The organism is Bacillus sp. MYb209 (assembly GCF_002975175.1).
Taxonomy (GTDB): domain Bacteria; phylum Bacillota; class Bacilli; order Bacillales; family Bacillaceae_G; genus Bacillus_A.
Map to the genome: position 1 here is coordinate 1 of NZ_PCNZ01000042.1, position 23,394 is coordinate 23,394.

Below are 23,394 nucleotides of genomic sequence, written 5' to 3' on the forward strand. Positions count from 1 at the left end.
TTGTATGTATGCTATATTTAGCTCGACACGACAAAAAAATATTGTACGTTAAGGGAAAATTTTACATACAAAAAAGATGATTCCAGTATAAATGAATAATAAAGTCATTTAATTCTTATTGAACTAACAGAGGGCAACCTACATGCCCCTCAACTTAAGAGATTTTAATACTCTTAAATACAAAAAATGTTATCTTTTCTAAACAAGCTAGATTAGAAAGGATGACGTTTTTTATTAATCTCTCGATTCAAGATGAACTACAACCATTTGCGGAAGAATTACAACGATATGTTACACCTGTATTTTTAGAAGAACTTGCAAGAGAAATAGGCTTTATAAAGTAAAAACGTAAGTTTTCTGGATCAGACTTAGCTACTATTTGTATTTGGATTAGTCAACGGTTGGCAAGTGACCCCTTAGTCCGATTATGTAGTAGGCTTCATGCTGCGTCAGGGCCTATTTCTGCCACATGCAAGGTTTCAAACAAAAGGAGAAAGCAAGTAGCGTTTGTGCTGTATTCTGCATAGCAGCGACTTATATGTTGGAAAATTAAAATAGATATATATTATAAGGGAAGATAGAGCAATTGCAACGGAGAGTGTAAAGTATATTTTTAATATATATCTACAGCAAGAAAAACAGGCTTTTGTAGATAGCTTGTTTGTTTTCTTCTATCCTTACAGAACTGTCATCTTTGTGTAAGGTTATTAGATAGTTTATTTAATGTTGAAATGTAATAATTAACTTATAAGAATTGATAATGATTTTTTAGAAATTATAGACGAGTATTGTTCACGATTATAACAACAACTAAAAAATGATTGAGGAAAATTCAACATATACATAATAAGTGGAGGTAAATATAGTGGCTTTAAAAATAGTACTTATCGTTATTGGTTTAGCATTAATTTTATCGGGTGTATATAAAATGAAGAAGTATGATGCATTCGTAGGAAAAACTCAAACCAGAAAAAATCTTTTCAACTTGTTAATTAATGGACAGAGTTCTGGAATAGGACAATTATTAAGTGGGATTGTGTGTATCGTTTTAGCAATCGTAGCCTTTATAATTAAATAATTTGCCAATAAGGGAGCTAAGATATAGAACTTAGCTCCTTTTATGATGATAAAGTCTTTAGGCAAAACAAAGATTTTTTCTAAAAATGTACATAGTCTATAGAAGTATAGATGGCACTCGTTATGAATAATTTTCTTAATAACCATTTCGCTTTAATGTACGATAGATAGTGGTTCTGTCAACATTTAAAAAATCAGCAATTTCCTGTTTCGTTTTTCCTTAATCAAGTAACTCGAGTATCAAATCAGTTTTTGACTTATTGATTTTAGGAGTTCTCCCCAGTTTCCCGCCATTTTCTACATACTTAATACGTCCAGCCTGTGTTCGCTCCAGTATATAGTTTCGTTCAATATCAGCAAATAAAGATAAGATTGTAACCATTATTTTAGTAGTCATATCATCTTTCTTCCGTGTATCAATGTTATCATTAATGGCAATGACTTCAATATCGTTTTTGATCAGTTTTTCATGAGTACGGATCATATCAGAAAGATTTCTTCCTAAACGATCTAATTTATAGACAATAAGTGTGTCCTCTGGATGTAGTTGTTGCATAAGAATTTGGAATTGTTCTCTCTCCATATTTTTCCCACTTTGTTTTTCCTCAAAAATACATTCTTCTAACAATCCAATTTTGTTAGCTTCACAATATGTAAGAATTTCTTTTTTCTGAAATGTATAATCTTGTTGTGGCGTTGACACTCGAATATATGCGTAATACATTTTTTCTCTCCCCACGTTGCATAAGTCTGTTTTTCTATTTAGCTACAAATATCGTATCATTTTTGGAGATCAATCTGCAACATAATATATGCAACATCGTAAAGCTATAAAAATCAAGCCCAAGGTAAGTGTTGCATATATGTTAATTTTTGCAACGCTTAGCACAGGTTTATATTATTAGGTATAGGTAACTTATTTAACTAACTTTACGCTTAGCGTATATTTCCGTTAAAATGTGGGCGGTCCCCCTTTTATAACAATTTACTTTGCGGTCTATGACAGCAACCATGTCACTACCCCTTATACTAAGGATTCTTTTTTCGTATTATAATTCCACAAAAAAAGATAAGATCGGAGAGGATGATCTTATCTTAAGCATAAGGGAAAAACAAGTGACACAAACCATCTTAATTTTTATGATATTATATTTTTTGTTAATTTTCGATATAAAACCCATATTTAACATCTATATCAATATTGAGAAATTTATTACAAAATTAGTTATAAATGATTCTAAAACCGAATGTAAACTTTTAGCCATTTGTTTACTTTCAAATTCACTTAAGGTACACATTTTCTTGTTTCAAAAACCTTATGTTTATAAAGGTATACCTTTACAAACGCTTAATGAACATCTATGAAACATTGAAATATCAAGTTTATAAAGGTGATTGGAATTGTTTTATAAACGTTTATTTTTAATGAATATCTTTATAAACGAAAGTGGTATAATTGTGGTAACAAATGTAAGGAGAATCTCAAACGTGGCAAATATTTATGGATATATACGTGTAAGTACAAAAGATCAAAATGAACAACGTCAATTACATAAGATGATGGAGCGAGGAGTGGAAGCTCGACGTATTTTTGTCGATAAAGCAAGTGGACGACATTTTGATCGTCCTCAGTATCAATTATTACGAAAAATATTAAGTACAGGTGATATTGTTTACATAGATGCTTTAGATCGTATGGGGCGTAATTATGATGAAGTAATTTCAGAGTGGAAATACATAACAAGAGAATTACAAGCTGATATTGTTGTGTTAGAAAATGAAACTTTATTCGATAGCCGTAAGTTCCGTGAAATGGGTGACATGGGTCGGTTGATGGAAGATCAATTTTTATCTTTGCTTTCTTATGTTGCCGATCAAGAACGTAAAAAAATTCATCAGAGACAAATGGAAGGTATCGCTGTAGCAAAATCTCAAGGAAAACACTTAGGCCGTCCTCAGGTAAACCTTTCGACGCTAAGCAAACAACAAATAAATATAATAGAAGAAACTTATTCAAAGTGGAAGAGTGGAGAAATAACTGCTGTTATGTTTATGGAAATGTTAGAACTAAGAAAAAACACGTTTTATAAAATTATGAAGGAATATGACGAAGCAAAGTAGCATCATCCTATACGAAATGCTACTTTGCCCCTAGTCGTACGAAAGCTGGTACTCCAACTAATTATCCAAAATAAAAAATTTCAAAGCCAAGTGGAATACATTAGATGAAAATAAATTGTATTAATCTTCATCTAATGTATTGCGAGTCTTCTTATAAACGTCCGTAGAAGTTCTGTTTAAATTTGTTATATGTGTTTCCTCACCAAATTCAGTACTATAATTAGGTTTTCCATATTCTTTACGATTCATCTCTTGATTCGCATCCTTCATTGGTTGAAACAACTGTGTTAAGCACATTAACCCACTTAGTCCAACAAGAGCAAAGATTACTCTTGCTAAAAAGGCATTCTGTCCACCGAATATTGTCCCTACTAAATCAAACTTAAAGAAACCAATTAGCCCCCAATTAATAGCACCAATAATAACTAAAGCTAAGGCAATTCGTTGTATAGTTCTCATTGATATAACACCTCCTTCGGTCTCAACTTTTAAAACTATGTACAGGAATATTCTGTATTCTTCCTGCTTGAATCGTTAGCTTTGATTTTCGACCAAAGTGATAGCTCTTAATTCAACATGAATACTTTCAAGTACCATAATATAAACTTTGACTAACATTTTAATGTTTTTATTATTTAATACTGCGATAAGACTGGATGGTATTGCGGTTATCGGTACTGCAATAATTAACCCTATTTGTACTTTCTGCATCATATTAGCTATCCTATTAGTTGCTAGGATTCAATCTTATCATTTGAAATTAACAATGGTTTCATACACAAAATACCTAATACATACTGGATTTATATTTTATATCTACAAAGGCTTCTTGATGTTGCATAATATACAACAGTACGTTCATACTACATATAAGTCGTTAAAAATCTCCTATAAACATCTGGAATTTCATAACAAGTGGGCAAAGCAGGCGATTCAATAAACCGCCTGCTTTGTTTTATTTCTTTACTTAACTTTTTTCTAGGTTGAAATCCTGCTTGCCTTAAAGACTCATTCCAACTTCCAAAATGTCTTACATAAGTAGATAAAGCAGGCATATTGGGATCTTTTAATATTTCTTTGGCAGTTGGTAACTTTTGATAGGAATGAGTCCATTCTTTAACCTAGATAGCAAAATTCTTCTTGTATATATATGTAGCTTGTAACCACCTTATCGATATAATACATTTAATTCGTTCTTAATTTATGGATTACTTTCAAAAAAATAAACAAAAATAATACATACTGATGATATTAAAAAGGCAAGCATCAAAATGTGCTTGCCTTTTCTTCTAACGACGATGTTCCACAAGATCAATTACACCTAAAACAACGTGAGCTAAACCAAATCCAAATACTGTATTTGCAATCATCTTATTAGATCCACGAGTTTGCTTTAAGGCATAACCCGCAGCTGTAACTGCTGTACCTAATGTAGTTGGAATTAATCCTTCACGAATATTCATAGTAACGTCCTCCTAGTATCGCAGTTAGTAATCCTGCTTTAATACTTTGGAATTAAAGTACTAAAACAAGTATTAGTATTTTCCTGTCTTGTGAAAATATGTGGAGTTATTTTAAATATCTTCTTTTCATTATGATACAGCGTAACTAAAAATGTTAATGTGCAAGTTGTTTTAATACATTTACATGGTCCCTATCTTTATCTAAAATATCATGTATTAACATATGACTTTCTGGATATTTTAACTTCTCTATATATTGCTCATAGGCATGAATACCCATGTACTGCCCTTTTAGAAAGACATTTAATGTATTGGCTACACTCTGTTTTTCCATATCATCACTTCCTTTTTACGTTATCCTTTTACAGAAGTCGATGGATTATCCATATCGTGTGTGCAATACTATTAGTTAATTTCTTGTTATATCATGCCTCTAAATCCTCTCTCCTCTTTCACTCACCTTGATATAAATATCATTTTTGTTTAATCAATTCCCATTAGGTTCATACTAACTTTTGTTTGAAAAATATGAGAAATGGAGTTGGATTAAATATGGAATTTGAAGGTAGAAATTCTACAGAATCTGCACTTCTTCATTATAAGTATGGTTTGGGTTTATTTACTGAGAAGATGCCTAAACTAGCCGAACAATTTAATTCCTTTACAGAGGAATGCTTTAAAGAAGGCACCTTATCAAAAAAGCAAAAACAGTTAATTGCTTTAGGTATTAGCCTTTATTCTCAGGATGAATATTGTATCATTTATCACATTAAAGGATGTCTAGATCAAGGAGCTTCAGAACAGGAGATCTTTGAGGCGGTGGGAGTGACAGCTGCATTTGGTGGTGGTGCTACTATAAGTCAGGCAGTAACTCTTGTACAAGAGTGTATGCAAGAGTTAAAGCAGTAATAGGAATATCATCATGGGTTGAGGAATATATTTCTCGAGTTCATGTGTTACTATTCTTACACAATAAATAAAAACAAAAAACTTGAGCGTGTACTAATTATACTCAAGTTCTTTGTTTTTACCCTTAATTCATACTATAAATTGCCCAAGATAAGTATGTAGCAAAGATAGTCTATAACAAGTAGGGGATTAGAAGCCATTCAGCCTGTTAATCAGCCTTTACAATAATATAAGAAATAGTAAGCTGCAAATTTTAAAAATATATATTAATTAGATTGTACTAGATAAAGCTGAACAGATTAATTATTCTTACTCTTTTCAGCTCTATTTTTTAATCGTCTTTTAAGAAGAGATTCAATATTTATACATAATTAAAGCGGGTTTATATTTCCATAAAAAGGAATAACTATTTTTCCATGATTCGTAGCATATTAAAATTATAGGAGGTGATACACTATGGCAAACACTAATAGCGGAAGTCGTAATGAATTATTGGTTCGAGGCGCTGAGAATGCAATTGATCAAATGAAGTATGAGATCGCACAAGAGTTTGGTGTACAACTTGGTGCAGACACAACAGCTCGTGCAAACGGTTCTGTTGGTGGCGAAATCACAAAACGTTTAGTTGCAATGGCAGAACAACAACTTGGCGGTGGAGTTAATCGCTAAGTTCAATTAATAAATGAGTGTAAAATATAGCAGATATTAAAATCAATTTCATTTGTTCATTCGTTAAAAGATAAACCCTTATAGTAAACGATTTCTCACTCAAAGATTGTTGATAATCTTATTTAATAATCTTTGAGTATTTTATTTGCAAATTTCTTTACTAGACTACAAGCATATATTGTTGGGAAGGTGTTTCCCATGCATGATAAAAAAAAATTTGTAGGAAAAAATATACTTAAAAATTTATTTTCAATATTGAAAAATATACTTATGATGATATTTTCGAAAGGGAGGCTTTTTAAAATGGGTGTATTAAGTGGAAACCCTCAAAATGAACCTTTACATTATGGAGAGGTATTTGATATTTGGAGTTATCTTCTTGCCACACAAGGAGCTGTTGCCGGACATCAAGTATTTATGAATCACACAGGTGATGAAGATTTAAAGAAGTTTTTACAAAACTTAATTGAGAATGATATGACTTCTGAAATAGAAGAGCTAAAAACCCTTTTAAAGGTAAATGGAGTGGCTTTACCACCAGCACCTCCAGAAAGACCAGTTGCTTCTATTGAAGACATTCCTCCTGGTGCACGCATCAACGATGCAGAAATCGCAGCAGCCGTTGCAGCAGCTCTTGCAGCAGGACTAGTAACTTGTAGCCAAGTTATGGGAAAATGCCTTCGAGAAGATGTAGGCATGCTTTTTGGACAAATTCACATGAAGAAAGCACAAGCAGGAGTAACATTACTACGTTTAAGCAAGAAGAAGGGGTGGATAGTTCCTCCACCATTACATGTTCGAAATTCTGAACAAGCTTAACGATAAAAAAGTGGCCAAGGGCCACTTTTTATTTCAATTTATCAGTTCCATCTTCTACTTTTCTAGTTGGACTTTCTCTTTTTATTCTAGAATAATCTACATACTCTTCAGAAATCTCCATAGCATATTTATCGTGACCAATAGTAGTGGATTCTCGTGAACCCTCATCCGTATGTAAAACAACTTTCTTCATATAGATATGAAAGAATATTTCTGCCATACCAATAAGAACAGCTGCAAAAAAAACAGATGCTCCAATATGACGAGTTAGATTAATATCTACTAGTAAATACGTTAATACCCAAATTCCTGCAAAACTCAAGCCCAAATCAGCAATGGTAGCAACCATGTTTCCGTACTTAGGTAAAATAAATAAATCTCCTATTAAATAGGCCACTCCAGTAATTAATAATGAAATGAACAATATTCTAGGAATCGAAATACCCTGAAAGATCCCTAGTATCATCAATAATACAGCACTAATAGCGGTATATTTAATTAATAAGGCAACAATATGTTTCATCTGTATTCCTCCAATTCTTTAATCAGTATGTAAGAAAAAACGCCTTAATAAAAACGGGCTGTGCCTTCATAAAGCACAACCCGTTTCATCGTGTTCTGGAGGTCTGTTTCATACATGATACTCCTATGGCAAGCACTTTTTATTTCGCTCTCCTACACAATACTATTTTGTGAAATATATGTATTATTTATGCTTTAATAAGCTGGAAAAAACAATGCCGAAAAAAGGAATATATATTTTTAGTTGCTTTTTAGCATATTAAAAACATAGGAGGTGATACAATATGGCAAACAATAATAGCGGAAGTCGTAATGAACTATTAGTTCATGGTGCAGAGAATGCAATCGATCAAATGAAATATGAAATCGCTCAAGAATTTGGTGTACAACTTGGTGCAGACGCAACAGCTCGTTCAAACGGTTCTGTTGGTGGTGAAATCACAAAACGTCTAGTAGCAATGGCTGAACAACAACTTGGCGGTGGAGTTAATCGCTAACTTTAAATATGCATGGATAAAAAGGAGAGACACATCGTCTCTCCTTTTTCATTATAATCTCTAGTATGTAAAGTTACTAAAAATATTATCCTCTAGAAAATTCTCATGAATTTTCGTAAATAAGCCTAGATTCACTGATAAAAAGGATCAAAGGGGGAGGGAATTATTTTTATGGAACGATAGAGCATTTCAGATACTGTTACACATTCATAATCGTTTCTGTATAAATATCTCATGATACTTTCTAATGCTTCAACTGTCTGAGATGTCTGAGAAAATTCGCTCCCATTCTAATCATGGAGTAGAATGATATTGCCGGGTTTAATACCTTTTGTTATATATTTAGAAATTTTGCTAGCTGCTGGATTTCTCCAATCCTGAGGATCCTGATGCCATGACCATAGAATAACAAGTTTCCCATTCTGTATACTGTATTAATAATTAAATCATTGTGAAGGCCTCCAACTGGACGATAGAGCGCTGGTTTATAGCCAGTGATTTGCTTGATAATTTTATCCGTTTGATCTAATTCTGCAGTTAATTTAGCGGCGGTAATATTTTTATCATAAATATGATTATAAGTATGATTAGCAATTTCGTGTCCTTCTTTTACTTGCCTTTTTAAAATAGCAGGAAACCTTTTAACTTTATTACCTGCTACGAAAAAGGTTGCTTTCGCATTGTATTTAGCTAAAATATCAAGTATTTGTGGGGTGAAAACAGGATGAGGCCCATCATCAAATGTTATTGCAACTATTTTTTCCTTTGTGTTTACTTCCCAAATTACCTTCCCTGTTTTTTCATACGCCTTACAACTATCTGTAAAAGCATATATGGGTATTTGTGTGGAACAAAAAGAAATGACTAAAAGAATGAGGACTATCCAATTTTTTTCACGAATAATACACTCCTATGAGATACAAGTAAGTTTAGTTTATGGAGTTATTATCAAATTATTTAATACGAAATTAAAAAGTGAAAAGAGGCAAGAGATTCTTTATGGGCATGCACCTTTTTATAATCACCAAGATTTACAACATGACGAGTATCTTCATCCATGAATGTTATTCTCTATTTACTGATGATCGTTTTTTTATCTAGGCTAAGCAACATACCGTATGCCTCAGAACCCCTTTTATAAAAAAGGACAATATATGTAACGGTTCCCCTTTTGATTTGAAAAAATCATATAAAAATATAGTGCTCTTAAAGAGTTTTGTTACAAATTTGTTATGTTTGACTTAAAAAAAGGAAAGTAATATTTATTTGTAGAAAATTTTTAAGGATAAAAATGAATGTAAAAATAGAATGACTATCTAGGATAAGAAAAGGGGGCACTTATATATGCTAACAAATGATTTAGATTTCCGATTAGAACCACGTTTAAAAGAACTGTATGAACAACATAAAATAAGAGCGCAGAAGATAGACTGGGGTTATCATGAGTTTTTACCATGGGATAAGGGAATGGACTTTAAAAGAGTTCCTTGGGATGAAAGTCAAGTTACTCTTCCTTCTGGTGTAATTACGGCCATTGAAACAGCTTTATTAACAGAAGTGAATTTGCCATGGTTTACAACATATTTATCTGCGACTTTTAAAGGGTCCCTTTCTGTTATTACAGACTTTATTCATACTTGGACTTCAGAAGAGGATCAACATTCGAATTTATTGGAGACATATTTACTACTCACTCGAAGTGTGAATCCCAAACGATTACATGAATTAAGAAAGTCAGTCGTTGAGGGTGGATTTGAGCCCGATTTTCACACACCAATCGAAGCAATGACGTATACGACGCTACAAGAACTTGCAACGATGGTGTTTTACAATAATGTAGCTAAGGTTGCAAGTAAGCATGATCCAGATCTTGCTACATTATTACGCCGTCTTGCAAAAGATGAAACTCTTCATTATGCGTTTTATCGAGACGTCATTCGAACACATTTGGAATTGGAACCTAATTATTGCTATCATATTGCCAATGTGATTAGGAATTTTAAAATGCCAGGTGCTGTCATGCCTGATTTTGAAAATAGAATGGCTGTGATTGCAAAAGAAGCTAACTATGGGCCACTACAATATTTTGATCAAGTACTTGATGTAGTGGTTGATTATTGGGGGCTAAAAGACTTACGACCAATTGCACCTCTAGCTGAAAAAGCAAGAATTGAGATTTTGGAGTACCACACAAGATTGAAAAAAATACGGGATCGATTTGGTCGTTTTCAAGGGAAAACTGATCTACGTTAATGAGTAGAGGTTTCAGAATATACGCGGGGAAATTCCCCTTCCCTTTATTGGAAATCTGACACGCTCCCTATTTTTTTTGTGCTGTTTTTATTTAATTTGATTTTTAAAGAAAAAGTAGTTGACACCAAAAATAAATTTATGATATTATAAAATATTTGATAAAAAATCACATATATGTTAAGGTTAAGAAGGTTACCATATATGGAGGTGGATTATATGTTTCAAATTGGCGATAACATTGTTTATCCAATGCACGGAGCAGGTATAATTGAAGCCATAGAAGAAAAAGAATTCTCAGGGAAAAAACAACAGTATTATGTTATAAAAATGTCAATCAGTAATATGCAAGTCATGATTCCTATGGGTAAAATATTAAGTTCGAGTATACGCCCAGTTACTGATATACTTGCATTAAAACACATTATACACATTTTTCAGCATGGAGAATCAGATAGATTACTGCCGTGGAAACAAAGGTATAAAGTGAACACGGACAAAATAAAAACGGGTGAAATACAAGAAGGTGCTGAAGTTGTACGTGATTTAATGCGTATGAAGAAAGAAAAAGCACTTAATACAAGCGAAAAAAAAATGTTGGATAACGCACATGAATTTTTGATTAGTGAACTAGGATTAATTAAAGGGATCACTGAAAATCAAATAAAAAGTTTCGGTTAAGGTTCATTATAGATAATGTATTACATCCCCCGAAAATATCCTGAATTTTTCGGGAATATGATTATTATTAAAAATAAATCATTTCAAAAACATTCAACTTCTTCAACTCACTTTTAGAGTAGGAACCTCTTTTATTATTACTTCAATCTAATCCATTTTTATTTTTACATTTCTTTTACGAACGTTCGAAGTTTCATCAAATAACTCGATTAAATAGTCACTTGATTTTTGCAATCCTGATTCACACTGGCACGGACAAGGAGCCGTAAGGATGAAAGAGAGGTAGGGCTTTCATTGTTTTAGGTAATATACTATCTAAGTCATTATTTCTAGAAGAAAAAACAATCAATCTCACCGCTATCTTTAAGAGTTTCTTACATCTATTGAGACAGTGAATAGTAATTGTTTATCTTCTTTACTTAAAATTGATAAACGAACTGGTAACACCATATGGTCAACTACAAAAAATGGTTTCCAGGCCAGGAAACCATTTTAAATTTCATTTACATAACAATAGTAAGTTAAGCAGTAAGAAGGAGTGCACACATGAAAAAAATGTTAACAAAAGAATTAAGTAATGAATTAAAGAAGCGGGAAGGGATCATTTCTATTACGGTTGAGCCTTATGAAAAAATCGAAGTTGGTGGAATTCGTGTAGATGGACCAGCTGTTATTCTAATTAATCAAGAATAGCTAAAAATAGTTGAATGAACGAAGAAAAGGATCAGCCTTTACGAGAAGGGAAGATCCTTTTTGTTTGCTGCGACTAATAATAGGATATACATATATTCTATCTGATGTGATGGGGGTTAAAAGGAAGGAGAGGGTCGGGATTATCATAGTGGAAAGCTTAATATTGGTAGGATTTCTTTTTATGTTATATACATTAGTTGATAAAAAACAAACTAATTATTTGAAACGATAGATTGTTTTCTTTTTAAGAGCGGGATTTATTTTATAGTGAAATGGATAATTTAAAGGAGGAATTTAGATGGATGCAAGGAAAGAACGCATAAAATACGAGAAGATGTCAAAGAACTATAACCGTATTTATTTAGTTTCGTTTCTCCTATTAATTGTACTTGTTTGTAGTAGTGTGATTATCATAGGAGCTACAGGGGGAAAATATGGAGTGTTTTTGTTGTTAGCAATTTTACTTAACGCACGTATTACGAAAGAATCTCAAAAAAAGTATGAGCAGTATTCTAATACAGGGCGTATTTAAAATGATACATATCTTGAAAGGAACAACCTGGATGTACATTCAAAATATCCCTATATCATTGCCTATTAACTAGTAAAAGTAACCTTATATAAATAATTTTTTAGTAATTTAGATATAGAAAACGTATCTTATTAATATGTTATTTTCAATCATATAATGAATTATCCTTCTAGCATATTTATAAGATTTATATCATATATTAGGAGAAAGAATGTGAGTAAAAAAGGAGTCCTATAGAATGAGTTATTTGGAGGGAAATGACTTGAGTGAACAAAATATGGTAAGTGTACCTAATCCCTACGTATATCAGACATTACAATCAGCAATTGGTAAACATGTGGTTATTGAAACTGTAAGGGGTAATGTAAGAGGAAAGTTAAAGGATGTAAAACCAGATCATCTACTCATTGAAGATACGGTACCGTATATTGTACGCATTCAACAAATTGTATGGATTATGCCAAAACAGTGATCAAATTACATCTAATTTAATTTATAACAGATTGGCTTCATAGACGACCAAATAAAAACACAGGGTTTTATCTCTGTGTTTCTTCAAATTTTCGTTTTTGAATATATGCTTGAGCATGAATAATTTCTTCCTGAAGATCTTTTAATTCTTCCATAGATCCTGATTCAATCCTCATGTAAGTAGTAACTAAACTAATCATCATATCCATCTTCTCTACTATATTTTGAATGACCTGTTCAGATTGCTCTTTTTTAGGGTGTTGTATTGCCTTTAATACATTTTCCATATAATTGTTCTTTCTTTGCTGGATATCATAAATAAACTGTTTTGTGTTTGAGTTCATTTGTTTTTCCTCCGTTTTGGATATATTTCCATTCTATCATATTTGAATAGAAAATATTGGATTCCCCTAAATTCACATCTGTCTCGTACATCTCCTCAAATATACAAACTAATTCCTTAACGTACAGGGAACCGGCTACAATGTGTCTAAAATGTGTCTAAACGTACAATTTTCTTTTTTTGATATGGTGACCCCTAATATTCATCAGTCAGATGTATGTAATAAAATTTCAATCAAGTGATGAAGCAAAAGACGAAAGAGGGAGAGAAATTCAATATAAAACAAATAATTTGTTGTACAACATCCTATATTTAGGTATCATTGCTATTATTATTTTTCAATCGATAGATATTGTTCCTTCAGAATTTCTACCTGATTTATTGTTATATTTTGTGCTTTCATTAAGTGTGCTAGGCAGTATTTTTATATTTATCAACAGAAACAGGAAAAATTACTAATATGAGTTAGGCTTTTTATCTTGTTCTTTTAGACGATTGAACAAAATGTTTCTTTTAAAAAGTGAAATTTATATACTATATCATGAAGGAATATAGTTAAACTAACAGCTGCGTTTATTTAAGTAGGTCACATAAAATGATCAATCTTTTTTATAAAAACTTAAGGAATCCAAAATTAAAACCCACACATTTTGATCAAACTTTTTCAAAGTGTGTGGGTTTCTTCTATTTGGGGTCTCGCCAACAAAACGCGAATTTCGTACGCTAAGGATTTGCTAAGTTAAAAAACTTGGATTTATCGGACATTAAGAGAGTTTCATAAACGATGTTTCCTATTTATTATGGTACTTTGTTTTTGGTAATGAGTTTTGGAACTAATTTTCAACTGTATTTCAGTCCGTTTCGATAGAAATAAATCAAGTTCCTTAAACGGTCGTTTGTGGGATCTTTTTATAAAGTGACAAGGTGTACTTAAAGTAACGAGGTAGAATAATTGAAGAACTGTTTTAAATTTTCTTTATTTATATAGTAATCTTTGGTAATATTTAAGTTAGAGATGTAAAGAAAGGGGAATCTATATTACACATGTGGAATATCTTGAAATGATTATTTAATTGGATAGAGACAGTTGCGGTCCTTGATTATTAAGGATGCGTTTATTTGTCTATCTAAAATCATTCAAGGGATACATGGTGTGGACAATTAAATTCCCATTGCCAAGCAGATACCTTTGTATATCTGCTTTTATTTATGGGCAAAAATATATCTCTATTGACACAATCATAGGTCCCTAAATCGGGGGAATCTTAATGAAGAATCAGTACGAAAACGAAGAAATGCTAACAGGAGGGAATGTCTCAAACGTATATCGTTCGGGCGATACTGTTCGACGAGAATTAAAGCCAGACAGTATCAAAATTCACAAGCTATTAAAGCATTTGGAAAACAAAGGCTTCAATTATGCACCAAAGTTTTTAGGTATTGATGAAAAAGATAGAGAGATATTATCATTTATTGAAGGAGAAGCTGGCAATTATCCTTTACAAGAATACATGTGGTCTAATGATGTTTTAAAAGAAATAGCGAAGATGCTCCGACTTTATCATGATTCTGTGAGTGATTTTTCAATTGAAAAAAATTGGCAATCGATAGATAACACACCCCAACCATTTGAGGTACTATGCCATAATGATTTTGCAATATATAACCTTATTTTTAATCATAAAAGACCAGTAGGTATTATTGATTTTGATGTTGCTGGTCCCGGTCCAAGACTTTGGGACATAGCCTATACTCTTTACACTTGCATTCCCTTAAGTAGAGTTTATTATTCTGAAACAGGTGAAGGAGTTTATTATAATTCATTACAGCATGCCGACCGTATAAAAAAAAGAGTTAAATTGTTTTTTGAATCATACGGTGAGGGAATAGAAGAAGATTATTTGGAAATGGTATTGCTACGATTAGAAGGATTATGTAAAACCATTACAAGAAAATCCAGTGAAGGTGACATTGCTTTTCAAAAGATGATAGATGAAGGGCACATTGAACATTATCAAAACGATATTAAATTTATTCGTGAACATGGAAAAGAGTGGATTTAGGGGGAAGGTTTTGTTGAACTAACCGTGAGTTTTAACTTAACAAGCCAAATTAAAAAGTCGGTTCCTTAGCGTTCAGGAATCGACTTTTTTTAGGTTGCAATTTGCTTAGCGTACGAAATTCGCGTTTTGTTGGTGCTACCCCATGCCCATCAACTTAAGAATTTAGAATTCCCCCAAAAATTATGAGTTTTTTGTTGCAAGTTGTCACAAAATTTCGTTTTTATGGTAGTTTTATTTTCTTAGCTTGATTGCGATGAGCGGTACCCCATAAAGGCCCCTGATACATAATTGATGTTCTGCCATTTGTAGAAAACAATCCACTTATACCATTTTAACAAGAAGAAATATCTCGTCCATGTTGTAATATTGGCTTACGTTAAGCTTGTGAAAAAATCATATTCATGTATAATACAATTGATGTATGATACATTAGTTGTAGGAGGGTGACCTTTTTGAAAAGAGAAGATGCCTTAAAACTAAGAACAGATATTAAGAAAATGATTATAATAACTGGGGTTTTTGAATCTCAAAATTTGCCCAATGGACCATTTGAAAAACCTTTACCAACTTCTCAAATGATGGCGTTAGAGGAACTAGAGGTGGAAAAATTAACTGTTTGGCAACTATCCAATAAACTTAGATTAGAGACTTCAACTGTAAGTAGATTGGTAGATAAGTTAGTAAAAAAGGGGCTTGTTTATCGTGAAGTAAATGAAAAAAATAGAAGAGAACTTTTTCTGCACCTCACAGAAAAAGGTCACATAACTGTTAATTGCTTAAGAGAGCAATCCATTACATTTTATCAAAGTATTCTCAATAATTTATCAGAATCAGAACAAAAAATAGTTGTGGATGGTTTTGAATTATTTATTGATTCTATTTCTAAGCCTTTTGATTAGAGTGAGGTAAATCATAACATTTGGAGGATAAAATGAGTTTGGATTTCGAACGTCCTATTATTGAATTAAAAGAGAAATTTGATGAATTAAAGAAAATTATGAAAGAAAATAATGTAGATTTATCGTCAGAAATTCATGTATTAGAAAAACGTTTAAATAAAATGCAAGATAAAATTTATTCTAATATTACACCTTTTCAACGAGTTCAAATTGCAAGGCTACGTAACCGGCCCACGACATTGGACTATATACCTTTATTGTTTACAAACTTTCTCGAACTTCATGGTGATCGATTATATGGTGATGATAAAGCAATGATAGGTGGTATTGCAAAATTTAAAGGGATGCCCGTTACGGTTATTGGTCATCAAAGAGGCAGAAATACAAAGGAAAGTATAGAAAGAAATTTTGGAATGGCACATCCAGAAGGTTATAGAAAAGCGCTAAGACTTATGAAACAAGCTGATAAATTTAATCGCCCTATTATTACATTTATTGATACAATAGGCGCCTATCCAGGGAAAGGGTCTGAAGAACGTGGAATTTCTGAAGCGATAGCTCGAAATCTATTTGAAATGGCTACACTTAAAGTGCCAATTGTTTGTATTGTAATTGGAGAGGCATCAAGTGGTGGAGCTCTTGGCATTAGTGTCGGTAACCATATCCATATGTTAGAGTATTCATGGTACTCGGTAATTTCGCCAGAAGGAGCAGCATCTATCCTATGGAAGGACGCTAAGTATGCTCCAGAAGCTGCTGAACATATGAAAATTTCAGCAAAAGATTTAAAACATTTAGGAATTATTGATGAAATCATTCCTGAAATTAAAGGTGGAGCACAAAATGATATAAAATCACAGGCAAAAATGATTGAATCTGTAATCGAATCATCTCTAAAAAAATTGATACTATTATCCTCGGAAGAGCTTATACAACAGCGATATGAAAAGTATAGACAAATAGAGAATTATAAATGAAAATATTTAAAGTCTGTATTATATTTCGGAGGATTCTCACAAAAAATTCTAAATATTTTGTAAGTAACCTCTTAAACTGGGATATGCTGATACTATTACTCTACAAAAGATGTGTGATCGGTATGGAAAAGGAAAATTTGTTCAAATGGAAGCATTATCAGCAAGATATTATTTTGTTAACTGTACGTTGGTACGGTACAACTTAATTTTTCGTAATTTAGTAGAAATGATGAGGAACCAGGATTATCCTACCATTATGCTAGAAATATATATGTTATATTTTCTTTTCCATTACCTTTGCACCAGAACCAAAAAATACGCTATTCTTTCTGTAGAATCATAGGAAAGGATGGCGTTTTTGTATGTATCTATCAATTTCTGACGAATTACAATTATTTGCTGAAGAATTATATGAACATCTTACCCCTTCATTTTTGGAAAATCTCGCTAGAGAGCTAGGTTTTGTAAAGCGAAAACGTAAATTTTCAGGGTATGATTTAGCTACTATATGTGTCTGGATTAGTCAACGAGTAGCGAGTGATTCATTAGTCCGATTGTGTAGTCAGCTACATGCATCAACAGGAACTCTTATGAGTCCTGAAGGACTAAATAAGCGCTTTAATAAAAAGGCAGTGTTCTTTTTGAAACATATTTTCTCCACATTATTAAAAAATAAAGTTTGTGGAAAGTCAGCAATTCCAAGTGCTTCACTTACCTATTTTCAGCGAATTCGTATTTTAGATGCAACCATTTTTCACGTACCAAAACACTTGGCCAATGTATATCCTGGATCAGGTGGTTGTGCACAAACAGCGGGTATAAAAATCCAGTTAGAATATGATTTACATAGTGGTCAGTTTTTAAATTTCCAAGTGGAACCAGGGAAAAATAATGATAAAACCTTTGGAACAGAGTGTTTATCAACATTACGCCCTGGTGACCTATGTATCCGGGATTTAGGCTATTATTCACTGGATGATTTAGATCAAATGGATCAACGTGGTGTGTACTATATATCGCGACTCAAATTAAACAATAGGGTATATGTCAAAAATGAATTTCCTGAATACTTTCGAAACGGAACAATAAAAAAACAATCTCAGTACATCAAAGTTGATTTAGAGCACATCATGGATACCTTAAAACCAGGACAGTCCTATGAAATAAAAGAAGCTTATATTGGAAAGGATAAAAAACTATTCACTCGGGTGATTATGTATCGATTAACAGAAAAACAACTTCGTAAGCGTATGAAAAAACAAGTGTACACAGAAAGTAAAAAAGGGATTACATATTCGGAAAAAAGCAAACGATTAGCTGGCATGAACCTATATGTTACCAATACACCTTGGGAGATTGCTCCGATGGAACAAATCCATAATTTTTACTCTCTCCGCTGGCAAATTGAAATCATTTTTAAAACTTGGAAATCCTTATTTCAAATTCATCATTGGCAACATATTAAACAAGAGCGATTAGAATGCCATGTTTATGGAAAACTCATTGCCATTTTTCTATGTTCTTCTACTATGTTTAAGATGCGACAATTAATTTTACAAAAGAAGAAACAAGAATTAAGTGAATATAAAGCAATTGGAATGATTCAAGATCACTTATCAAGTTTGTATCAAGCCATACAACAAAACATCCAAGAAATAACAAAGATCCTAATCAGCCTGTTCCACCTCCTACAGAAGAACGGGAGAAAATCTCATCGATATGAGAAGAAGACTGTTTTTGATATTATGGGTGTTGTTTATGAGTATAATGGGTTGAAAAAACAAAAGAAAGTTGCATAATTTAAAAAAGGAAACCCGTTAGGGTTTATTTGGTATGCATATTATTAAGAGTATGCTTCTATTTTAGGAATGCTTTACCTCCACAAAATGAAAGTACACTTTGTTTTCATTTTTAAGTTGATGGGCATGTGGTGCTACCCCTATTTATAAAATCAATATTTGTAGCAATACTTTGATCAAACTTTAATTCAAACCAACACATTGTTCCCCAAAACGAAAAAATAAGCTAGTTTCATTTGAATATAAAAAAACGCTATACTTTTTGTAGGAATTTACAGAAAGGATGGCGTTTTTATGAATCTCTCGATTTCTGATGAACTACAGCTACTTTCTAAAGAGATGGGCATGTAGCGGGACCCTATATATACTGGTCAATTTACATTTGACAAAATTAATATCATGATTGAAATCATTTTTAACAGATACCGAATATTGCAGCTTACACAAAACATCCATAGTTTAAACTAAAGTTTAAGGAACTGTTACGTCTCTCTTCTTTTTTTTTATTGGGGCTAAATTATATTCCTTACGTGGCCATAAAGCGAAAAATATATAAATATCTAACAGCTCTAAGAATAAAAATAGGATGGATCCTCCCCACATGCCTTCAAAAATCCCCACCACATATAGCCATACAATAAGCGATAATGAAGCGACATAATAAAGTATCCGAGCAGAACACCACATGATTCTTTGAACAGTAGTATTTAAATCATATATTTTATTTACTTTCTTCTTTTGAAAAACAGGCTTTTTCTTTCGTATCCGCTTTTTCTTTCTACCCTTTGCCTTCATATAAACCCCTTTAATAAGATAATGAAAAAGGACAAATCTGGGTTCTATAAACACAGTAAAGATTTGTCCTTTTCTGATTGATAGAAACAATATGTTCTGAATTCAGGTTATAAATTCATATTCATTTTAACTTGTAAATATTAAAACTTCAATTAGGCTTTCAAATAAATACTTAAGCATTTATTTTATTTAAAATTGAAACTTTATTAGTAGTAAATAGTACATAATCTTGTTTTTGAGTTTTAATTAAGATGCGATCAGTTGTAGCATAAGGTGTCCCAATTCGAATTGCTTCAATTTTTTCAACACCAGCATAAGTATCATCTTCAGTAACTTCAATAATTTCATTTAATGGAATACTAACTTTTGCTAATTGCCATTTAATAATTAATTCCTCTGTTGTTTTTATAACATCAATACCCAACATATTACCAAGACCTTTCCATTCTATTTTCTAAATATAATTATAAATCAAATAAATGCACTTGTAATTAAATATCTTTATTGGATATTTATGTTTGCTAATGATATGAATAACAAATTTTTTTTATCTATTTTTGAAAGTAAACTTTTACCCAAAAGTTTACTTTCATTTCCTCTTAAACATTGATTTTATCACAACTTACCCATTTCCCTCAAAAACTAATAGAAAAGTATACATTCAAAATACTATAAATAATGATACTAAAACGTGTATAAAGAAAAAATAAAAGCTAGACCAATGCTAGCTTATTTACATAAATTTCGTTAGCGGAAGTCAACTAAGTTATATATGTTCATGAATAATAAAGTTTAATTCAAGAACTAAATAATGAAAACTTTTCTTTATAATAAACATAACAAATAAAGTATTTGTATTTAAACTCTATAAAACTCAAATGTATTTTTTTCTAAATACATTGTTTCATTGGAATTTTTGATAATAATATCAAAATGTTGACTATACGGATGCATAAACACTTCGTACTGAATCCGACGTTCCTCATGAGACTTCCTTAAATAGTTGATATTGGCTCCCCTTTCAATAATATCACGGCTAGATCTTCTCATTAATTCTGTTTCGCCATCTGTATAGAAGTAAATTTTCAAATCAAATAAATCTGGATTAATAAATGCCACACTCATTCCTTCTACAATCGTCACCTTATTTTTTGAAGAAATTAACTCACTTTTTATATAATGTGTATCCATTGTATAAAAATCTAAACCAGCTCTTATCATCTGAATATCTCTTTCTAAAGCAGATAAATGATGCGCTGATGGATGACAAGCTGTCATTTTATCATAATGATTTTCATTCTGATATGTATAGTGGATATTTGAATACTTTCGTACGTTTGAACTAACAATGTATGGATCTGTATTAATATAACTTACTTTATTTTGATTTAATAGGTTTACGAGCTTATTGGCAAACGTTGTTTTTCCGGCAGCACCGTGTCCTGAAATGCCAATAACAATTTGTTCATTGGTTATATTGATCCAATTTATAATTTCTTGTAATAACTTATTCATCATTCTCCCCCTGTTACTAATACATCGCTTTATTTATATTATTTCAATATAGAAGCACCCTTCTATATAGTCATACACGAATTGAAAAAAATGGTATGATTATCCATCATATCATCTCTATTTTTAAAAAACTATATTAATCTCCAAAGGATGGCTTTTTTTTCTATCTAAAATGTAGGAGGAGCATCGTTTGTATTTTATAAATGTAAAAAGTTTTTGACAAAATTAGGGGTGATGTTTATATAAATGGAGAACGTAATTCGGATTTTACGTAAGGAGAAAAAACTTTCCCAAGATGATTTAGCTAAATTATGTCATGTTTCAAGACAAACGATTAATGCGATAGAAAATAATAAATATGATCCTACATTGGAACTTGCTTTTAGTTTGGCGAAAAATCTTGGTGTAACAGTTGATCAATTGTTTATTTATAAAAGCTAGATGAGGAGAAAAAACAAATGAAGAATGGAATTAATATCGTATTTACTAGTTTTTACATTTTGATTATGGGTTTACTTGCGCTTGAGTGGTATCAGAAGCAACAGCTCTCTATCACCACGTTATTTGTAGCTACACTCATTTTGCAATCATTATTCATGAGGAGAATTTTAAAAGGTAAAAAAGAGAATGATCATTTTATCGATGAAATGTTTTTACATATCAGACAGAAAAGCTTATCAATTTGTTGTTTTATAATGTATGTATTAACTGTAGGTATTTTATTTATATCAGAAGGAACATGGAACTTTAACCATATGCATAACAAACCGTTAATCTTTTTAGTCTTTTTATATCCTATCGTTTACCAAATTAGCCATATGTTTGTTGGAAGGCGTAATTCTTAATTTGGATACATAAACAATAAATTTATTTGTAAAGGAAAGATTAGAATGGAAATTATTTTAATAATTATTTTGGTTGGAATATTTAGCTTATTTACAAGCAACTTAGCAGGGGAAGGTGGAGGATTATCAAAGGGCGATGAACGCCAAAAAATAATATTTAAGGATGCTTCCATTACAAGTTGGCAAGTTATCCTTTTTTATGCTTTAGTACGTCTATTGGCAATCACACCATTTATAAAGCAATTATTTGTTAATGAAAAAACATCCATCCTTTTATCCAATTCTTTTTTTACAAATGGTAGAGATATCTTAGTTGTCGGTTTATTAGGATATACGATAGGGATTTTTGGTAGTTATATAAAGCGTACGCAAATTTGATAGTAGAGGTTACGCAACAGACCCATCTAGCTAACATTTTGAAGCGCCCCCAAAAAGAAAATTTTGTACAGAGATAATAAAGTTGTTTAATTTACAATAAAGTCGTTTAAAACATAATAAAGTTGTTTAAAAAACGCCGGTCATGTTATTCAACAATTGGGCCAGATTGTGAAGCAATACCCACTTCAGTAACTTAATTCAAATGGGTTCTTTTTATTCTATAATTAATTAAACAAATTATAAAAATTATTTTTAATAAAGTTTAATATTTTATTGATATTATTTAAAAATATGTTAAACTAATATTAATAAAAGTAAAGGGAGGGCAAAGCTGTGGATATTAACAATATTCCAAACTGGATTTTAGCCTTGGAAAATGAGGATTTAGAGTTTGTTAAAAACTTAGTACTTCATTCGGGTTCTTTAAAAGAGATTGCAAAGGTTTATGAGGTATCATACCCAACAGTAAGACTTAAACTTGATCGATTAATCGATAAAATAAAAATGAATGATGCCGTAGAAAACGAGGAATTTATTAAATTTATCAAGAGCCTGTCGATTGATGATCGGATAAGTGTAGAAGATGCAAAATTGATTATTGAAAAATATAAACAAGAAAGAGATGGGGAATAATGGTTCTTATTTATGCTGGCATTTTAGCTGTTCAATTTTTCTTATCAAGTAGAAACAATATCTATTGGGGGGCAATTTTACCAGTAGCACATATTGTATTTCTGACATCGTTGTTTATAACGAATCGTATTGAAAGTACTATTGGTTTTATCCTTTATCTATTATTAGGGATGTTTTTCTTATGTATAGAATGGAATCTAGGTAGAAAGTATTTTCATAAGAAGATACAAAAAGAATTGGATAAAATGAAAACCCACGACATGAAATAGAGAAAATCGGGCGCTATTGTTGAATAAACCTTAGATTTTCAAACGACTTTATTGGGGTACCGCCAGCATTTCGGAAAAAAACCACGCTAAGAGCATGCAAGATTTTATACAGTTTTTCGGGTTCTGGTGCAAAAAATTCAAAATATCTGGAAGTAATCTCCCAAACTTGGACAT

33 protein-coding genes and 3 pseudogenes are annotated in these 23,394 nt (G+C 31.6%); 23 read left to right on the forward strand and 13 right to left on the reverse strand.

The window, feature by feature from the left end; genetic code table 11:
- Nucleotides 1–233: 233 nt before the first annotated feature.
- Both CQZ94_RS27760 and CQZ94_RS27765 read left to right on the forward strand, forming a co-directional pair.
- Nucleotides 234–461: pseudogene (locus CQZ94_RS27760) on the forward strand (IS4 family transposase); the annotation flags it as partial.
- A 404-nt stretch (nt 462–865) separates the two neighbouring features.
- A complete protein-coding gene (locus tag CQZ94_RS27765; protein WP_070138859.1) occupies nt 866–1,078 on the forward strand; it encodes a hypothetical protein in 213 nt (70 codons plus the stop codon).
- A gap of 135 nt (nt 1,079–1,213) precedes the next feature.
- Here CQZ94_RS27765 and CQZ94_RS32290 read toward each other — a convergent pair whose 3' ends face one another.
- Together CQZ94_RS32290 and CQZ94_RS27770 are read right to left on the reverse strand one after the other, a co-directional pair.
- Nucleotides 1,214–1,279, reverse strand: a complete 66-nt coding sequence (locus CQZ94_RS32290; protein ID WP_308728133.1) for a hypothetical protein — start codon at nt 1,277–1,279, stop codon at nt 1,214–1,216.
- Nucleotides 1,280–1,297: 18 nt separating this feature from the next.
- Nucleotides 1,298–1,801, reverse strand: a complete 504-nt coding sequence (locus tag CQZ94_RS27770; RefSeq protein WP_258166067.1) for a recombinase family protein — start codon at nt 1,799–1,801, stop codon at nt 1,298–1,300.
- A 764-nt stretch (nt 1,802–2,565) separates the two neighbouring features.
- Between CQZ94_RS27770 and CQZ94_RS27780 the strand changes: the two genes are divergently transcribed.
- Nucleotides 2,566–3,198, forward strand: a complete 633-nt coding sequence (locus tag CQZ94_RS27780; RefSeq protein WP_258166068.1) for a recombinase family protein — start codon at nt 2,566–2,568, stop codon at nt 3,196–3,198.
- Between the two features lie 120 nt (nt 3,199–3,318).
- Here CQZ94_RS27780 and CQZ94_RS27785 read toward each other — a convergent pair whose 3' ends face one another.
- From CQZ94_RS27785 to CQZ94_RS27805, 5 genes are all read right to left on the reverse strand, one after another.
- Nucleotides 3,319–3,657, reverse strand: a complete 339-nt coding sequence (locus tag CQZ94_RS27785; protein WP_059038199.1) for a DUF378 domain-containing protein — start codon at nt 3,655–3,657, stop codon at nt 3,319–3,321.
- A gap of 75 nt (nt 3,658–3,732) precedes the next feature.
- The gene (locus CQZ94_RS27790; RefSeq protein WP_258166069.1) at nt 3,733–3,909 is read right to left on the reverse strand and encodes a hypothetical protein; all 177 of its coding nucleotides are present in this window, start codon (nt 3,907–3,909) and stop codon (nt 3,733–3,735) included.
- Nucleotides 3,910–4,061: 152 nt separating this feature from the next.
- Nucleotides 4,062–4,253 (reverse strand): homing endonuclease associated repeat-containing protein, encoded by a 192-nt coding sequence (locus tag CQZ94_RS32050; protein WP_258166070.1) that lies wholly within the window; start codon nt 4,251–4,253, stop codon nt 4,062–4,064.
- A 234-nt stretch (nt 4,254–4,487) separates the two neighbouring features.
- On the reverse strand, nt 4,488–4,661 hold the full coding sequence (locus tag CQZ94_RS27800; protein ID WP_001025956.1) for a hypothetical protein: 174 nt from the start codon (nt 4,659–4,661) through the stop codon (nt 4,488–4,490).
- 154 nt (nt 4,662–4,815) lie between these two features.
- Nucleotides 4,816–4,995 (reverse strand): ferritin family protein, encoded by a 180-nt coding sequence (locus CQZ94_RS27805; RefSeq protein ID WP_105588069.1) that lies wholly within the window; start codon nt 4,993–4,995, stop codon nt 4,816–4,818.
- A 218-nt stretch (nt 4,996–5,213) separates the two neighbouring features.
- On the opposite strand from CQZ94_RS27805, the gene CQZ94_RS27810 reads away from it, so the two are divergent.
- The 3 genes from CQZ94_RS27810 to CQZ94_RS27820 all read left to right on the forward strand — a co-directional run bounded on the left by CQZ94_RS27810 (nt 5,214) and on the right by CQZ94_RS27820 (nt 7,058).
- A complete protein-coding gene (locus tag CQZ94_RS27810) occupies nt 5,214–5,570 on the forward strand; it encodes a carboxymuconolactone decarboxylase family protein (RefSeq protein ID WP_002114659.1) in 357 nt (118 codons plus the stop codon).
- A gap of 456 nt (nt 5,571–6,026) precedes the next feature.
- On the forward strand, nt 6,027–6,239 hold the full coding sequence (locus tag CQZ94_RS27815) for an alpha/beta-type small acid-soluble spore protein (protein ID WP_002114662.1): 213 nt from the start codon (nt 6,027–6,029) through the stop codon (nt 6,237–6,239).
- A 303-nt stretch (nt 6,240–6,542) separates the two neighbouring features.
- Entirely contained in the window at nt 6,543–7,058 is a 516-nt protein-coding gene (locus CQZ94_RS27820) for a DUF3231 family protein (RefSeq protein WP_002130370.1), read from the forward strand.
- Nucleotides 7,059–7,086: 28 nt separating this feature from the next.
- Here CQZ94_RS27820 and CQZ94_RS27825 read toward each other — a convergent pair whose 3' ends face one another.
- Nucleotides 7,087–7,581, reverse strand: coding sequence for a YndM family protein (locus CQZ94_RS27825; RefSeq protein WP_002114665.1), 495 nt, complete (start codon nt 7,579–7,581; stop codon nt 7,087–7,089).
- 283 nt (nt 7,582–7,864) lie between these two features.
- Here CQZ94_RS27825 and CQZ94_RS27830 point away from each other — a divergent pair, with 283 nt between their 5' ends.
- Nucleotides 7,865–8,077: an alpha/beta-type small acid-soluble spore protein gene (locus CQZ94_RS27830; RefSeq protein ID WP_002114666.1), complete on the forward strand. Its 213-nt coding sequence runs from the start codon at nt 7,865–7,867 to the stop codon at nt 8,075–8,077.
- A 131-nt stretch (nt 8,078–8,208) separates the two neighbouring features.
- Here CQZ94_RS27830 and CQZ94_RS27835 read toward each other — a convergent pair.
- Nucleotides 8,209–8,978: pseudogene (locus tag CQZ94_RS27835) on the reverse strand (polysaccharide deacetylase family protein).
- A 443-nt stretch (nt 8,979–9,421) separates the two neighbouring features.
- On the opposite strand from CQZ94_RS27835, the gene CQZ94_RS27840 reads away from it, so the two are divergent.
- The 5 genes from CQZ94_RS27840 to CQZ94_RS27860 all read left to right on the forward strand — a co-directional run bounded on the left by CQZ94_RS27840 (nt 9,422) and on the right by CQZ94_RS27860 (nt 12,705).
- Complete coding sequence (locus CQZ94_RS27840; protein ID WP_105588070.1) at nt 9,422–10,330, forward strand: acyl-ACP desaturase; 909 nt, start codon at nt 9,422–9,424, stop codon at nt 10,328–10,330.
- Between the two features lie 216 nt (nt 10,331–10,546).
- Nucleotides 10,547–11,008 (forward strand): CarD family transcriptional regulator, encoded by a 462-nt coding sequence (locus CQZ94_RS27845; protein WP_002149222.1) that lies wholly within the window; start codon nt 10,547–10,549, stop codon nt 11,006–11,008.
- A gap of 546 nt (nt 11,009–11,554) precedes the next feature.
- The gene (locus CQZ94_RS27850) at nt 11,555–11,701 is read left to right on the forward strand and encodes a BC1881 family protein (protein WP_000738547.1); all 147 of its coding nucleotides are present in this window, start codon (nt 11,555–11,557) and stop codon (nt 11,699–11,701) included.
- A 298-nt stretch (nt 11,702–11,999) separates the two neighbouring features.
- The gene (locus CQZ94_RS27855; RefSeq protein ID WP_002114669.1) at nt 12,000–12,233 is read left to right on the forward strand and encodes a hypothetical protein; all 234 of its coding nucleotides are present in this window, start codon (nt 12,000–12,002) and stop codon (nt 12,231–12,233) included.
- Nucleotides 12,234–12,471: 238 nt separating this feature from the next.
- Nucleotides 12,472–12,705: a YuzF family protein gene (locus CQZ94_RS27860; RefSeq protein ID WP_002114671.1), complete on the forward strand. Its 234-nt coding sequence runs from the start codon at nt 12,472–12,474 to the stop codon at nt 12,703–12,705.
- A 67-nt stretch (nt 12,706–12,772) separates the two neighbouring features.
- Here the strand turns inward: CQZ94_RS27860 and CQZ94_RS27865 are convergent, their stop codons facing one another.
- Nucleotides 12,773–13,048 carry a hypothetical protein gene (locus CQZ94_RS27865; RefSeq protein WP_002114672.1) on the reverse strand — a complete coding sequence of 92 codons (276 nt, stop codon included), beginning with the start codon at nt 13,046–13,048 and terminating at the stop codon, nt 12,773–12,775.
- 212 nt (nt 13,049–13,260) lie between these two features.
- Between CQZ94_RS27865 and CQZ94_RS27870 the strand changes: the two genes are divergently transcribed.
- The 6 genes and pseudogenes from CQZ94_RS27870 to CQZ94_RS27895 all read left to right on the forward strand — a co-directional run bounded on the left by CQZ94_RS27870 (nt 13,261) and on the right by CQZ94_RS27895 (nt 18,785).
- On the forward strand, nt 13,261–13,506 hold the full coding sequence (locus CQZ94_RS27870) for a hypothetical protein (protein ID WP_105588071.1): 246 nt from the start codon (nt 13,261–13,263) through the stop codon (nt 13,504–13,506).
- An 809-nt stretch (nt 13,507–14,315) separates the two neighbouring features.
- The gene (locus CQZ94_RS27875; protein WP_105588072.1) at nt 14,316–15,110 is read left to right on the forward strand and encodes a phosphotransferase; all 795 of its coding nucleotides are present in this window, start codon (nt 14,316–14,318) and stop codon (nt 15,108–15,110) included.
- A gap of 452 nt (nt 15,111–15,562) precedes the next feature.
- A complete protein-coding gene (locus CQZ94_RS27880; protein ID WP_002095873.1) occupies nt 15,563–16,009 on the forward strand; it encodes a MarR family winged helix-turn-helix transcriptional regulator in 447 nt (148 codons plus the stop codon).
- A 32-nt stretch (nt 16,010–16,041) separates the two neighbouring features.
- On the forward strand, nt 16,042–16,986 hold the full coding sequence (locus CQZ94_RS27885) for an acetyl-CoA carboxylase carboxyltransferase subunit alpha (RefSeq protein WP_016091897.1): 945 nt from the start codon (nt 16,042–16,044) through the stop codon (nt 16,984–16,986).
- A gap of 122 nt (nt 16,987–17,108) precedes the next feature.
- A pseudogene (locus CQZ94_RS27890) lies at nt 17,109–17,227 on the forward strand (IS6 family transposase); the annotation flags it as partial.
- A 121-nt stretch (nt 17,228–17,348) separates the two neighbouring features.
- On the forward strand, nt 17,349–18,785 hold the full coding sequence (locus tag CQZ94_RS27895) for an IS4 family transposase (RefSeq protein WP_078181234.1): 1,437 nt from the start codon (nt 17,349–17,351) through the stop codon (nt 18,783–18,785).
- Nucleotides 18,786–19,256: 471 nt separating this feature from the next.
- On the opposite strand, the gene CQZ94_RS27900 is transcribed toward CQZ94_RS27895, so the two are convergent.
- The 3 genes from CQZ94_RS27900 to CQZ94_RS27910 form a co-directional block, all read right to left on the reverse strand.
- A complete protein-coding gene (locus CQZ94_RS27900; protein WP_100248495.1) occupies nt 19,257–19,580 on the reverse strand; it encodes a hypothetical protein in 324 nt (107 codons plus the stop codon).
- A gap of 172 nt (nt 19,581–19,752) precedes the next feature.
- On the reverse strand, nt 19,753–20,007 hold the full coding sequence (locus CQZ94_RS27905) for a SunI/YnzG family protein (RefSeq protein WP_002192066.1): 255 nt from the start codon (nt 20,005–20,007) through the stop codon (nt 19,753–19,755).
- A 431-nt stretch (nt 20,008–20,438) separates the two neighbouring features.
- Complete coding sequence (locus CQZ94_RS27910) at nt 20,439–21,095, reverse strand: uridine kinase family protein (RefSeq protein WP_105588073.1); 657 nt, start codon at nt 21,093–21,095, stop codon at nt 20,439–20,441.
- 246 nt (nt 21,096–21,341) lie between these two features.
- On the opposite strand from CQZ94_RS27910, the gene CQZ94_RS27915 reads away from it, so the two are divergent.
- The 5 genes from CQZ94_RS27915 to CQZ94_RS32295 all read left to right on the forward strand — a co-directional run bounded on the left by CQZ94_RS27915 (nt 21,342) and on the right by CQZ94_RS32295 (nt 23,220).
- Nucleotides 21,342–21,536 (forward strand): helix-turn-helix transcriptional regulator, encoded by a 195-nt coding sequence (locus CQZ94_RS27915; RefSeq protein ID WP_033700006.1) that lies wholly within the window; start codon nt 21,342–21,344, stop codon nt 21,534–21,536.
- A gap of 17 nt (nt 21,537–21,553) precedes the next feature.
- On the forward strand, nt 21,554–21,940 hold the full coding sequence (locus CQZ94_RS27920; protein ID WP_105588074.1) for a hypothetical protein: 387 nt from the start codon (nt 21,554–21,556) through the stop codon (nt 21,938–21,940).
- 45 nt (nt 21,941–21,985) lie between these two features.
- The gene (locus CQZ94_RS27925) at nt 21,986–22,318 is read left to right on the forward strand and encodes a hypothetical protein (RefSeq protein ID WP_105588075.1); all 333 of its coding nucleotides are present in this window, start codon (nt 21,986–21,988) and stop codon (nt 22,316–22,318) included.
- Nucleotides 22,319–22,651: 333 nt separating this feature from the next.
- Entirely contained in the window at nt 22,652–22,951 is a 300-nt protein-coding gene (locus CQZ94_RS27930; RefSeq protein ID WP_016104021.1) for a DUF2089 family protein, read from the forward strand.
- Nucleotides 22,951–23,220 carry a hypothetical protein gene (locus CQZ94_RS32295; RefSeq protein WP_070128913.1) on the forward strand — a complete coding sequence of 90 codons (270 nt, stop codon included), beginning with the start codon at nt 22,951–22,953 and terminating at the stop codon, nt 23,218–23,220. Before CQZ94_RS27930 ends, CQZ94_RS32295 begins: the two co-directional genes overlap by 1 nt.
- Nucleotides 23,221–23,394 lie beyond the last annotated feature (174 nt).

Coding starts and splice junctions, on each gene's coding strand:
- CQZ94_RS27850 (WP_000738547.1), top strand. CDS start 11,555: ATGAAAAAAATGTTAACAAAAGAATTAAGTAATGAATTAAAGAAGCGG.
- CQZ94_RS27885 (WP_016091897.1), top strand. CDS start 16,042: ATGAGTTTGGATTTCGAACGTCCTATTATTGAATTAAAAGAGAAATTT.
- CQZ94_RS27900 (WP_100248495.1), bottom strand. CDS start 19,580: ATGAAGGCAAAGGGTAGAAAGAAAAAGCGGATACGAAAGAAAAAGCCT.
- CQZ94_RS27905 (WP_002192066.1), bottom strand. CDS start 20,007: ATGTTGGGTATTGATGTTATAAAAACAACAGAGGAATTAATTATTAAA.
- CQZ94_RS27910 (WP_105588073.1), bottom strand. CDS start 21,095: ATGAATAAGTTATTACAAGAAATTATAAATTGGATCAATATAACCAAT.
- CQZ94_RS27820 (WP_002130370.1), top strand. CDS start 6,543: ATGGGTGTATTAAGTGGAAACCCTCAAAATGAACCTTTACATTATGGA.
- CQZ94_RS27815 (WP_002114662.1), top strand. CDS start 6,027: ATGGCAAACACTAATAGCGGAAGTCGTAATGAATTATTGGTTCGAGGC.
- CQZ94_RS32295 (WP_070128913.1), top strand. CDS start 22,951: ATGGTTCTTATTTATGCTGGCATTTTAGCTGTTCAATTTTTCTTATCA.
- CQZ94_RS27845 (WP_002149222.1), top strand. CDS start 10,547: ATGTTTCAAATTGGCGATAACATTGTTTATCCAATGCACGGAGCAGGT.
- CQZ94_RS27865 (WP_002114672.1), bottom strand. CDS start 13,048: ATGAACTCAAACACAAAACAGTTTATTTATGATATCCAGCAAAGAAAG.
- CQZ94_RS27920 (WP_105588074.1), top strand. CDS start 21,554: ATGAAGAATGGAATTAATATCGTATTTACTAGTTTTTACATTTTGATT.
- CQZ94_RS27800 (WP_001025956.1), bottom strand. CDS start 4,661: ATGAATATTCGTGAAGGATTAATTCCAACTACATTAGGTACAGCAGTT.
- CQZ94_RS32050 (WP_258166070.1), bottom strand. CDS start 4,253: ATGCCTGCTTTATCTACTTATGTAAGACATTTTGGAAGTTGGAATGAG.
- CQZ94_RS27875 (WP_105588072.1), top strand. CDS start 14,316: ATGAAGAATCAGTACGAAAACGAAGAAATGCTAACAGGAGGGAATGTC.
- CQZ94_RS27895 (WP_078181234.1), top strand. CDS start 17,349: ATGTATCTATCAATTTCTGACGAATTACAATTATTTGCTGAAGAATTA.
- CQZ94_RS27770 (WP_258166067.1), bottom strand. CDS start 1,801: ATGTATTACGCATATATTCGAGTGTCAACGCCACAACAAGATTATACA.
- CQZ94_RS27915 (WP_033700006.1), top strand. CDS start 21,342: ATGGAGAACGTAATTCGGATTTTACGTAAGGAGAAAAAACTTTCCCAA.
- CQZ94_RS27810 (WP_002114659.1), top strand. CDS start 5,214: ATGGAATTTGAAGGTAGAAATTCTACAGAATCTGCACTTCTTCATTAT.
- CQZ94_RS27860 (WP_002114671.1), top strand. CDS start 12,472: ATGAGTTATTTGGAGGGAAATGACTTGAGTGAACAAAATATGGTAAGT.
- CQZ94_RS27840 (WP_105588070.1), top strand. CDS start 9,422: ATGCTAACAAATGATTTAGATTTCCGATTAGAACCACGTTTAAAAGAA.
- CQZ94_RS27830 (WP_002114666.1), top strand. CDS start 7,865: ATGGCAAACAATAATAGCGGAAGTCGTAATGAACTATTAGTTCATGGT.
- CQZ94_RS27805 (WP_105588069.1), bottom strand. CDS start 4,995: ATGGAAAAACAGAGTGTAGCCAATACATTAAATGTCTTTCTAAAAGGG.
- CQZ94_RS27825 (WP_002114665.1), bottom strand. CDS start 7,581: ATGAAACATATTGTTGCCTTATTAATTAAATATACCGCTATTAGTGCT.
- CQZ94_RS27790 (WP_258166069.1), bottom strand. CDS start 3,909: ATGCAGAAAGTACAAATAGGGTTAATTATTGCAGTACCGATAACCGCA.
- CQZ94_RS27785 (WP_059038199.1), bottom strand. CDS start 3,657: ATGAGAACTATACAACGAATTGCCTTAGCTTTAGTTATTATTGGTGCT.
- CQZ94_RS27925 (WP_105588075.1), top strand. CDS start 21,986: ATGGAAATTATTTTAATAATTATTTTGGTTGGAATATTTAGCTTATTT.
- CQZ94_RS27870 (WP_105588071.1), top strand. CDS start 13,261: ATGTATGTAATAAAATTTCAATCAAGTGATGAAGCAAAAGACGAAAGA.
- CQZ94_RS27855 (WP_002114669.1), top strand. CDS start 12,000: ATGGATGCAAGGAAAGAACGCATAAAATACGAGAAGATGTCAAAGAAC.